At 66.3% G+C, this 11624-nt stretch carries 7 protein-coding genes; all 7 read right to left on the bottom strand.

Annotated elements, in window-relative coordinates:
* Positions 1-31 precede the first annotated feature (31 nt).
* The 7 genes from ABZU75_RS41895 to rplJ all read right to left on the bottom strand — a co-directional run bounded on the left by ABZU75_RS41895 (position 32) and on the right by rplJ (position 11330).
* Entirely contained in the window at positions 32-3919 is a 3888-nt protein-coding gene (locus ABZU75_RS41895) for a DNA-directed RNA polymerase subunit beta' (protein WP_355567503.1), read from the bottom strand.
* 26 nt (positions 3920-3945) lie between these two features.
* Entirely contained in the window at positions 3946-7413 is a 3468-nt protein-coding gene (gene rpoB, locus ABZU75_RS41890) for a DNA-directed RNA polymerase subunit beta (RefSeq protein WP_355567499.1), read from the bottom strand.
* Between the two features lie 443 nt (positions 7414-7856).
* Positions 7857-8381: a hypothetical protein gene (locus ABZU75_RS41885; RefSeq protein WP_355567496.1), complete on the bottom strand. Its 525-nt coding sequence runs from the start codon at positions 8379-8381 to the stop codon at positions 7857-7859.
* Entirely contained in the window at positions 8378-8896 is a 519-nt protein-coding gene (locus tag ABZU75_RS41880; RefSeq protein ID WP_355567493.1) for a hypothetical protein, read from the bottom strand. Before ABZU75_RS41880 ends, ABZU75_RS41885 begins: the two co-directional genes overlap by 4 nt.
* A 203-nt stretch (positions 8897-9099) precedes the next feature.
* Entirely contained in the window at positions 9100-10101 is a 1002-nt protein-coding gene (locus ABZU75_RS41875) for an ABC transporter ATP-binding protein (protein ID WP_350953879.1), read from the bottom strand.
* A gap of 232 nt (positions 10102-10333) precedes the next feature.
* Positions 10334-10723 carry a 50S ribosomal protein L7/L12 gene (gene rplL / locus ABZU75_RS41870; RefSeq protein ID WP_030923997.1) on the bottom strand — a complete coding sequence of 130 codons (390 nt, stop codon included), beginning with the start codon at positions 10721-10723 and terminating at the stop codon, positions 10334-10336.
* A gap of 82 nt (positions 10724-10805) precedes the next feature.
* Positions 10806-11330, bottom strand: coding sequence for a 50S ribosomal protein L10 (rplJ, locus tag ABZU75_RS41865; protein ID WP_030923995.1), 525 nt, complete (start codon positions 11328-11330; stop codon positions 10806-10808).
* Positions 11331-11624: the final 294 nt, after the last annotated feature.

The following is an 11624-nucleotide window of genomic DNA, read 5'->3' as shown; positions in this document are numbered from 1 at the left end:
CTGCCGGGGACCGGGCGCCGCCTGCGATCACTTAGCGGTTGTACTGACCGAAGTCGTACTCCTCCAGCGGCACGGCCTCACCGGAGCCCGAACCGAAGGTGTAGTCCGCCGCGGAGCCGTCGTAGCCGCCGACCGTGTACATCGCGGCCTTGGCCTCCTCGGTGGGCTCGACCCGGATGTTGCGGTACTGCGGCATGCCGGTACCGGCCGGGATGAGCTTTCCGATGATGACGTTCTCCTTGAGGCCGAGCAGCGAGTCCGACTTGGCGTGGATCGCCGCGTCGGTGAGCACTCGGGTCGTCTCCTGGAAGGACGCCGCGGACAGCCAGGACTCGGTGGCGAGCGAGGCCTTGGTGATACCCATCAGCACCGGACGCCCGGAGGCCGGCGTGCCGCCCTCCGCCACGCACTCGCGGTTGATCCGCTCGAAGCGCGGCCGCTCGACGAGCTCACCGGGCAGCATGTCGGCGTCGCCGGACTCCAGCACGTTCACGCGCTTGAGCATCTGCCGCACGATGATCTCGATGTGCTTGTCGTGGATCGACACACCCTGCGAGCGGTAGACCTGCTGGACCTCCGCCACAAGGTGCAGCTGCACGGCCCGGGGGCCGAGGATGCGCAGCACCTCGTTGGGGTTGACGGCACCGGCGATCAGCTGCTGGCCGACCTTGACCCGCTGCCCGTCGGAGACCAGCATGCGCGACCGCATCGACACCGGGTAGGCGACCTCCTCGGAACCGTCGTCCGGGACGATCACGATCTTCCGGGTCTTGTCGGTCTCGTCGACGCGGACCCGGCCCTCGGCCTCGCTGATCGGGGCGACGCCCTTGGGGACGCGCGCCTCGAAAAGCTCCTGGACACGGGGCAGACCGTGGGTGATGTCGGCGCCCGCCACACCACCGGTGTGGAAGGTCCGCATCGTCAGCTGGGTGCCGGGCTCACCGATCGACTGGGCGGCGATGATGCCGACCGCCTCGCCGACGTCCACGAGCTTGCCGGTCGCGAGCGAGCGGCCGTAGCAGGTGGCGCAGACACCGATCTTGGCCTCGCAGACGAGGGCGCTGCGGGTCCTGACGGTCTCCACTCCGGCCTCGACCAGGGCGGTGACGTGGATGTCGTTGATGTCGACGCCCACCGGCGCGATGATCTTGCCGTCCACCTCCACGTCCTCGGCGAGGATGCGGCCGTGCACGTTGCTCTCGGCGTTCTCCGCCTTGACCAGGTTGCCCTGAGCGTCGCGGTCGGCGACGTGCAGCGGGACGGCGCGGTCGGTGCCGCAGTCGATCTCGCGGACGATGACGTCCTGTGCGACGTCCACCAGACGACGGGTCAGGTACCCCGAGTCGGCGGTCCGCAGCGCGGTGTCCGCCAGACCCTTCCGCTGGCCGTGGGTGGAGATGAAGTACTCCAGCACCGACAGACCCTCGCGGAACGAGGCCTTGATCGGGCGCGGGATCGTCTCACCCTTGGTGTTGGACACCAGACCACGGATGCCGGAGATCTGCCGGACCTGCATCAGGTTTCCTCGGGCGCCCGACTGGACCATCATCCAGACCGGGTTGGTCTTCGGGAACGCCTTCTGCATGTCGTCGGTCACGTCGCTGGTCGCGTGCGTCCAGATCTCGATGAGCTCCTGACGACGCTCCTCGTCCGTGATCAGACCACGCTCGTACTCGCGCTGGACCTTGTCGGCCCGGCGCTCGTACGTCTCCATGATCTCGGACTTGTTCGGCGGCGCGATGACGTCCTCGATGGAGATCGTCACACCGGCCCTGGTCGCCCAGTAGAAGCCGGCGTCCTTGAGGGCGTCGAGCGCGGCCGCGACCTCGACCTTGGGGTACTTCTCGGCGAGCTCGTTGACGATGACCGACAGCTGCTTCTTGCCGACCTGCGAGTTCACGTACGGGTAGTTCGCCGGCAGGGTCTGGTTGAACAGGCAGCGGCCCAGAGTGGTCTCCAGGCGGTAGCTGTCACCGGCCTCCCAGCCCTCGGGGCCCGCCCAGCCGCGGGGCGGCGGGACGTCTCCCCGCATCCGGATCTGGATCTGCGACTGGATGTCGAGCTCCCGGCGGTCGAAGGCCATCAGCGCCTCCGACACCGAGCCGAAGACCCGTCCCCGGCCGACGCCGTTCTCGTCCTCGTCCTTGATCGTGGTCAACGAGTAGAGACCGATGATCATGTCCTGGGTGGGCATGGTCACGGGCTTGCCGTCGGCCGGCTTCAGGATGTTGTTCGTCGACAGCATCAGGATGCGGGCCTCGGCCTGCGCCTCGGCGGACAGCGGCAGGTGCACGGCCATCTGGTCGCCGTCGAAGTCCGCGTTGAACGCGGTGCAGACGAGCGGGTGGATCTGGATGGCCTTGCCCTCGACCAGCTGTGGCTCGAAGGCCTGGATGCCCAGGCGGTGCAGGGTCGGCGCGCGGTTGAGCAGCACGGGGTGCTCGGTGATGACCTCTTCGAGGACGTCCCACACGACTGGGCGAGCACGCTCGACCATCCGCTTGGCCGACTTGATGTTCTGCGCGTGGTTCAGGTCGACCAGGCGCTTCATCACGAACGGCTTGAAGAGCTCCAGCGCCATCTGCTTGGGCAGACCGCACTGGTGCAGCTTCAGCTGCGGGCCGACGACGATGACCGAACGGCCGGAGTAGTCGACTCGCTTGCCCAGCAGGTTCTGGCGGAACCGGCCCTGCTTGCCCTTCAGCATGTCGCTGAGGGACTTCAGGGGGCGGTTGCCCGGACCGGTGACCGGGCGGCCGCGGCGGCCGTTGTCGAACAGCGCGTCGACGGCCTCCTGGAGCATCCGCTTCTCGTTGTTCACGATGATCTCGGGGGCACCGAGGTCGAGAAGCCGCTTGAGGCGGTTGTTCCGGTTGATCACACGGCGGTACAGGTCGTTCAGGTCCGAGGTGGCGAACCGGCCACCGTCGAGCTGCACCATGGGGCGCAGGTCCGGCGGGATGACCGGGATGCAGTCGAGGACCATCCCGTTGGGCGAGTTGCGGGTGTTCAGGAACGCCGACACGACCTTGAGACGCTTGAGCGCGCGGGCCTTCTTCTGGCCCTTGCCGCTGCGGATCGTCTCGCGCAGGTTCTCGGCCTCAAGGGCGAGGTCGAAGTTGGTCAGACGCTCCTGGATGGCCTGGGCGCCCATGCCACCGCGGAAGTAACGGCCGAAGCGGTCGCGCATCTCGCGGTAGAGCAGCTCGTCGCCCTCAAGGTCCTGGACCTTGAGGTTCTTGAAGCGGCTCCAGACCTCGTCCAGCCGGTCCAGCTCGCGCTGGGCCCGGTCACGCAGCTGCCGCATCTCACGCTCGGCGCCCTCACGCACCTTGCGGCGCTGGTCGCCCTTGGCGCCGGCGGCCTCAAGCTCGGCCAGGTCGGTCTCCAGCTTGCGCTGGCGAGCCTCGATGTCGGCGTCACGGCGCTGCTCGACGTGCTGCCGCTCGACGGAGATCTTCGCCTCCAGCGACGGCAGGTCACGCTCGCGCATTTCCTTGTCGACGTGCGTGATCATGTAGGCCGCGAAGTAGATGACCTTCTCGAGGTCCTTCGGGGCCAGGTCGAGCAGGTATCCCAGACGGGACGGGACACCCTTGAAGTACCAGATGTGCGTGACGGGCGCGGCCAGCTCGATGTGGCCCATCCGCTCACGACGCACCTTGGCGCGGGTCACCTCGACGCCACAGCGCTCACAGATGATGCCCTTGAAGCGGACGCGCTTGTACTTACCGCAGTAGCACTCCCAGTCGCGGGTCGGACCGAAGATCTTCTCGCAGAAGAGTCCGTCCTTCTCGGGCTTGAGCGTCCGGTAGTTGATGGTTTCGGGCTTCTTCACCTCGCCGTGCGACCACTGGCGGATGTCGTCGGCGGTCGCGAGGCCGATCCGAAGCTCGTCGAAGAAGTTGACGTCGAGCACTTGTAATCCCCTCCTCAGCTTCTAGATCAGACCTCTTCGACGCTGCTCGGCTCACGCCGGGACAGGTCGATGCCGAGTTCTTCCGCGGCGCGGAAGACGTCTTCGTCGGTGTCGCGCATCTCGATGGACATGCCGTCGCTGGAGAGCACCTCGACGTTCAGGCACAGCGACTGCATTTCCTTGATGAGGACCTTGAACGACTCCGGGATGCCCGGCTCGGGGATGTTCTCGCCCTTGACGATCGCCTCGTAGACCTTCACCCGGCCGAGGACGTCGTCGGACTTGATGGTGAGCAGTTCCTGGAGCGCGTAGGCGGCACCGTACGCCTCCAGAGCCCAGACCTCCATCTCACCGAAGCGCTGGCCACCGAACTGGGCCTTACCACCGAGCGGCTGCTGGGTGATCATGGAGTACGGGCCGGTCGAACGAGCGTGGATCTTGTCGTCGACCAGGTGGAGCAGCTTCAGGATGTAGATGTAGCCGACGGAGATCGGGTGCGGGAACGGCTCGCCGGAACGGCCGTCGAACAGCTGGGCCTTTCCGTTCGCGCCGACCATGCGCCCGCCGTCCCTGTTGACCAGGGTGTTGTCGAGCAGGCCGATGATCTCTTCCTCGTTGGCACCGTCGAACACCGGCGTGGCCATGTTGGTGCGCGGGTCGACCTCTGCGAAGCCCTTGTCACGCAGCCGCTCGGCCCATGCCTCCTCGATGCCCGAGATGTCCCAGCCTCTGGCCGCGATCCATCCCAGGTGGGTCTCCAGGACCTGGCCGACGTTCATTCGGCCGGGCACGCCCAGCGGGTTGAGGATGATGTCGACCGCCGTGCCGTCCTCAAGGAACGGCATGTCCTCGACCGGAAGGATCTTGGAGATGACACCCTTGTTGCCATGACGGCCGGCCAGCTTGTCACCGTCGGTGATCTTACGCTTCTGGGCCACGTAGACGCGGACCAGCTCGTTGACGCCGGGGGGGAGCTCGTCGCCCTCCTCGCGGCTGAACACGCGAACGCCGATGACCTTGCCCTGCTCGCCGTGCGGCACCTTCAGGGAGGTGTCACGGACCTCGCGGGCCTTCTCACCGAAGATCGCGCGGAGCAGGCGCTCCTCGGGGGTCAGCTCGGTCTCACCCTTGGGTGTGACCTTGCCGACGAGGATGTCGCCGGGGACGACCTCGGCGCCGATGCGGATGATGCCGCGCTCGTCGAGGTCGGCCAAGACCTCCTCGGAGACGTTCGGGATGTCCCGGGTGATCTCCTCGGGGCCCAGCTTGGTGTCGCGGGCGTCGACCTCGTGCTCCTCGATGTGGATCGAGGACAGGACGTCGTCCTGCACCAGGCGCTGGGAGAGGATGATCGCGTCCTCGTAGTTGTGACCCTCCCACGGCATGAACGCCACGAGGAGGTTCTTGCCCAGGGCCATCTCGCCGTTGTCGGTGCAGGGACCGTCCGCGACGACCTGGTTCACCTCGATCCGGTCGCCTTCCGCGACGATCGGCTTCTGGTTGAAGCAGGTGCCCTGGTTGGAGCGCTTGAACTTGGCGACGCGGTAGGTCGTGCGGGTGCCGTCGTCGTTCATCACCGTGACGTAGTCGGCGGAGACCTCCTCGACCACGCCCGCCTTCTCGGCGGTGATGACGTCGCCGGCGTCGGTCGCGGCACGGTACTCCATGCCGGTGCCGACCAGCGGCGCCTCGCTCTTGAGCAGCGGCACCGACTGGCGCTGCATGTTGGAGCCCATGAGCGCGCGGTTGGCGTCGTCGTGCTCCAGGAACGGGATCATCGCGGTCGCCACGGACACCATCTGGCGTGCCGAGACGTCCATGTAGTCGACCTCGTTGGCGCGCAGGGACTCGAACTCCCCGCCCTTCCTGCGGACGAGCACCCGCGACTCGAGGAACGTTCCGTCGGGGCCGATCGGCGTGTTCGCCTGGGCGATGACGTGCCGGTCCTCCTCGTCCGCGGTCAGGTACTCGACCTGGTCGGTGACCCGGCCTTCGACGACCTTGCGGTACGGGGTCTCGACGAAGCCGAAGGAGTTGACCCGGCCGAAGGAGGCCAGCGAGCCGATCAGACCGATGTTCGGTCCTTCCGGCGTCTCGATCGGGCACATCCGGCCGTAGTGCGAGGGGTGAACGTCCCGGACCTCGAAGCCGGCCCGCTCACGGGAGAGACCACCGGGGCCCAGCGCGGACAGACGACGCTTGTGCGTCAGGCCGGCGAGGGGGTTGGTCTGGTCCATGAACTGCGACAGCTGGGAGGTGCCGAAGAACTCCTTGATCGACGCCACGACCGGGCGGATGTTGATCAGGGTCTGCGGCGTGATCGCCTCGACGTCCTGAGTCGTCATCCGCTCGCGGACGACGCGCTCCATGCGGGCCAGCCCCAGGCGGACCTGGTTCTGGATGAGCTCGCCCACCGTACGGAGCCGGCGGTTGCCGAAGTGGTCGATGTCGTCGGTCTCGACGACGATCTCACCGTTGGCGCCGGGCATCGACACCTCGCCGGCGTGCAGCCGGACGATGTACTCGATGGTGGCGACGATGTCGTCCTCGGTGAGCGTGCCCTGGGTGATCTCGCTGTCGACCCCGAGCTTCTTGTTGATCTTGTAACGGCCGACCTTGGCGAGGTCGTAGCGCTTGGAGTTGAAGTACAGGTTCTCCAGCAGCGTCTGCGCCGACTCCTTGGTCGGCGGCTCGCCCGGGCGCAGCTTGCGGTAGATGTCGAGCAGAGCGTCGTCCTGGCCGGCCGTGTGGTCCTTCTCCAGGGTCGCCCGCATGGACTCGTACTGCCCGAAACGCTCAAGGATCTGCTCGCTGGTCCAGCCGAGCGCCTTGAGCAGGACGGTGACGGCCTGCTTGCGCTTGCGGTCGATGCGGACACCGACGCTGTCCCGCTTGTCGATCTCGAACTCTAGCCAGGCACCCCGGGAGGGAATCACCTTGCATCCGTAGAGGTCCTTGTCCGAGGTCTTGTCGACGCTGCGGTCGAAGTAGACACCCGGGGACCGGACCAGCTGGGAGACGACGACACGCTCGGTGCCGTTGATGATGAATGTGCCCTTGCCGGTCATGAGCGGGAAGTCGCCCATGAACACGGTCTGGCTCTTGATCTCACCAGTGGTGTTATTGATGAACTCCGCCGTGACGAACATCGGGGCGGAGTAGGTCATGTCCTTGTCTTTGCACTCATCGACTGAGTACTTGGGCGGCTCGAACCGGTGGTCCCGGAACGACAGGGACATGGTCCCGGAGAAGTCCTCGATGGGACTGATCTCCTCAAAGATCTCTTCGAGGCCCGACTGGGCCGGAACGTCCTTGCGCCCGGCCTGGCGAGCCGCCTCGACCCGCCCCTTCCACTTCTCGTTGCCGAGCAACCAGTCGAAGGACTCGGTCTGAAGAGCGAGAAGATCAGGAACTTCGAGCGGCTCCTGAATTCGTGCGAAAGACACACGACGGGGACCGGCGGGTACGGCGAAGGCGTTGCGCGAGGCTGCCAACAGATGTCCTTCCGAGGGCTCGCGGCGGACTGACTACACGCACGCCAGACGACCATGCATCAGAGCACCAAAAGAAGCGGGTCGTCAAAGGGCAGCGCAAAGGGGCAGTGTAGCCGAACGGCACACACCTGTCCACCTCAGTCTCACTGCAAGCTCCACGTTGGTCGCAGCATCGCCCGTCAGAGCCGAAACGTCAAGCCCGGGAGCTGACATTTCGGCCGGGAAATAGCCGAGACCCTGGGAGTTTTCCCACCGGGTGACCTGCGCACACCACAGGATCCAACACGATCTCCGACCTGGTGTGGCTGACGCTGAGTCACCCGGCGGTTCGAACGCCAGCCGATGGTTCGACTGACGATCGACGCTGCCATGGCAGGTGTACCCAACCGCGGACCCATCCCAAACCAAGGTTTTACTAACAATTGAATGAAGCGACGCGCCGATCATGGTGACGGAGGATCTCCGAGCAGTGTGGAGAGCTCGGCGACGAACCAGCGAGAGTCCTTCTTGACCATGATGAACCTGGCCCGGTTCTGGCTGACCTGCCGGCGTGGTTCCTTCTCCCCCTGAGGGGTCTTCACGGTGCTCATGTTCATGAACAGCAGCACCTGGACCCGGCCGGAGTCGCCGGACTCCACCGACTCCACGCCCGCCCCGATCACCGTCGCCTGCTGCACGGCTCTCTGCTCCCTGGCCTGCGCGGCCATGCCCCTGGTCAGCTGCCGGTAGTGCAGGCTGAGCGCCCCGGTCGTGTAACCGCCCGCCCTTGCGAAATCCTGTTCGATCGTACGATAGTCGTAGGACAGCATGTCGGAGGCGACCGACCGGGCCGTGGCGAGCGCCTCCTGTCCGGCCCTCTCGTCCGCGCGCAGCCTGCTGAGATCTGTGAACATGATCCAGACCACCGCCGCGAGCGCGAGCGCCACGACGACCATGAGTCCGACCGCCAACCGGGAGGCGCGCGTCACGGCACCAGCTCCGCCTTGGACACGAGCCAGGCTCCCCCGACCTTGGTCACTTCCATGTTCCACCGGTGGAACTGCTCCCGTGGAGCGTTCTTACTCCCGTCCCACCGGATCACCTCATCGCCCACCACCATCACCTGGGCCGTGTCCCCTGTCAACGAGACCAGCCCCAGGGCGCGTAGCGCGCCCGCACGGAGGATCTTGTCCTTGATCGTGCCCTCCCTGCGCTCCGCGGCGGTCCTGACGTACTCGGCCCTGGCCTCACCCGTGGAGCCGTCGAGGATTCGCTGGATGTCGGCGTCGACGCTCCGGTATCCGACGGAGAGCAGATGCACCGCGTGCGCTCCCGCCGCCCGTGTCGCCGCCTGTCTGTCGTCCGCCGCCGCCTGGGCGTCGCGCAGGTCGGAGCCGATCCAGAGCGCGGCGACGAGCAGCATCGCGATCAGCACTCCGAGTACCGGTGCTGCGATCCTGAGCGTGCGACGGGGGCGGCGGAGGCGAGCGGCGTGCACTGCCATGCGTTCTCTCCCATCGCACGGTCCGTGGAACGCGAGCCGGTGAGCGCGGCTTTCCCGCCACCGGGACGGCGTGCTCCCCGATCGCCGGATCATAACCCGCCGCACAGATCCGCATACCAGCCTTTGCTCACCTGCTTCGGGCCGTTTCGCCCAGCGTTTCGCTTCGTGCGGTGAACGGCGGGACGCCCGCTACCCGCCCGCGGTCAACGTGCGCCGTGGACGTGCGCCGTGACCAGCCGGGGATACTCCTCCAGCCAGTTCCGGCCCCTCTCATCCACGAACGAGTTGGGCGGCGGGATGACCCCGTTGGCGGCCAGCCACGAACCCGGCGGGCGCTGCGTGCGGCGGATCCGGCTCTCGCTCGGCATCAGTTGCGGCGGGATCGGCGGCAGCCCGCCGGGGTCGTGCCCCATCTGGGCCTCGGCCTCCAGCTCGGAGACGTCCTTCTCCTCGGACATGCCGATCGGGCCGTGCCTGCGGGCGTTGAGGAACTGCCTGACCACCGGCTCGTCGCTGGAGAGCAGCATCTCCCTCGGCCCGAACATGATCAGCTCACGCCGGAACAGCAGGCCGATGCTGTCGGGCACCGTACGGGCGGTGTTGATGTCGTGGGTGACGATGAGGAAGGTGGCCTCGATCTCCGCGTTGAGATCGACGATCAGCTGGTTGAGATAGGTCGTGCGAACCGGGTCGAGGCCCGAATCGGGCTCGTCGAACAGGATGATCTCGGGGTCCAGGACCAGCGCCCTGGCCAGGCCCGCACGCTTGCGCATGCCACCGGAGATCTCGCCGGGAAGCTTGCCTTCGGCGCCGGCCAGCCCGACGAGCTCCATCTTCTCCATCACGATGCGGCGGATCTCGGTCTCGCTCTTCCTGGTGTGCTCGCGCAGCGGGAAGGCGACGTTGTCGTAGAGGTTGAGCGAGCCGAACAGCGCCCCGTCCTGGAACAGCACGCCGAACAGCCGCCTGAGCTCGTAGAGCTTGTTCTCACTGCAGTTGGCGAGGTCGTGCCCGTCGATCCAGATGTGGCCGCGTTCGGGCCTCAGCAGGCCCACCAGGGTCTTCAGGAAAACGGATTTGCCCGTGCCGGACGGACCGAGCAGCACGGAGATCTCACCGGCGGGAAGCGTCAGCGTGACGTCCTCCCAGATGACCTGCTTCCCAAACGACTTGGTCAGACCCTCTACCACGACTTCGACGCCCACGTGCCGCCTTTCAGGAGCCCGCGGGACGTGCCCGTCCCGCGGCGTGCCGGAGACTCCGCCGGCAGAACCTGCGACTGCATCAACCGTAGCCGCGATCGCCCGAATTGGAAGAGGGTCCAATAGCTTCCGTCGATCGTTATGCCGTGGTTATAAGACATCGTGTCCAACAGAGCGGACACAAAAAGAGCGGGCCACCGGCACCAGGTGGACCCGCTCTTTCCGGTAAGACGAACTACTTGACGGTGACCGTCGCGCCGGCACCCTCAAGGGCGGCCTTGGCCTTCTCGGCCTGCTCCTTGTTGACCTTGCCGTCGAAGACGGACTTGGGAGCGCCGTCAACGAGGTCCTTGGCCTCCTTGAGGCCCAGGCTCGTCAGGGCGCGGATCTCCTTGATGACCTGGATCTTCTTGTCGCCGGCGGCCTCGAGGACGACGTCGAACTCGTCCTGCTCCTCGACCTCTTCGGCAGCGGCCGCACCGGGGGCGGCAGCGGCGGCGACGGCGACCGGAGCGGCGGCCTTGACGTCGAAGGTCTCCTCGAAGAGCTTCACGAAGTCGGACAGCTCAAGGAGAGTCATCTCCTTGAAAGCGTCGAGCAGCTCGTCGGTGCTGAGCTTCGCCATGATGGTTCCTCCATACGGATCTGACAATTAGGGAAAGTTGGGACCGCGGTTGCGTTAATCCCCTGTGACCGCCTGCGCGGACCTACTCGCCGGCGCCTTCGCGCTTGGCGCGCAGTGCCTCGGCCAGCTGAGCCATGTTGGTGGGCAGCGCGTTGAAGACGGCGGCCGCGTGGCCCTGCTTCGCCTTCATCGCACCGGCCAGCTTCGCGAGGAGAACCTCACGCGACTCAAGGTCGGCAAGCTTGGTGATCTCGTCCGGCGTCATCGACCTGCCGTCGACGACACCGCCCTTGATGACCAGGAGGGGATTGGCCTTGGCGAAGTCACGCAGACTCTTGGCAGCCTCGACCACGTCGCCGTTGACGAACGCGATCGCCGACGGACCCGCGAGCAGGTCGTTGAGCTGGTTGAACCCGGCCTCAGTGGCCGCGATCTTGGTCAGCGTGTTCTTCACCACGGCGAACTTCGCATTCTCACCGAGAGAAACGCGCAGCTGCTTGAGCTGGGCGACGGTGAGACCGCGGTATTCGGTCAGAACGGCAGCATTGGAGCCGTCGAAGCTGCTCTTCAGCTCAGCGACAGCCGTTGCCTTTTCTGCCTTCGCCATGGGCCTCCTTCCAGATGTGCCGCCGGGGTAAGGGCCCATGAAAAACAGACAAGCCCCGGCGCAGGCGCACGGGGCTCACATAAGGAGATTAATCCAGATGAAAACTCACATCACACCTACGCGGGCCGTCCACTGACGTGGCTCCTTAGGTCATCAGGCCATGCGGCCCGACGACGACCGGCGGTCTTCGGCGTTGACAGCGTACGCCCTGCCGTCCACGAATGCCAAATCAGTCCTGGAAACCGGTCCCGCCCCCGTCGACGGGAAAAGGCTCGCGCCCCCCGCCCGTGCGGG

The sequence above is a fragment of the Streptosporangium sp. NPDC005286 genome (assembly GCF_040607515.1).
Lineage (GTDB): Bacteria > Actinomycetota > Actinomycetes > Streptosporangiales > Streptosporangiaceae > Streptosporangium.
The sequence above is the reverse complement of the archived record's forward strand: the minus strand, read 5'-3'. Positions and strand labels throughout refer to the sequence as shown.

Coding starts and splice junctions, on each gene's coding strand:
- rplL (WP_030923997.1), bottom strand. CDS start 10,723: ATGGCGAAGCTCAGCACCGACGAGCTGCTCGACGCTTTCAAGGAGATG.
- rplJ (WP_030923995.1), bottom strand. CDS start 11,330: ATGGCGAAGGCAGAAAAGGCAACGGCTGTCGCTGAGCTGAAGAGCAGC.
- ABZU75_RS41880 (WP_355567493.1), bottom strand. CDS start 8,896: ATGGCAGTGCACGCCGCTCGCCTCCGCCGCCCCCGTCGCACGCTCAGG.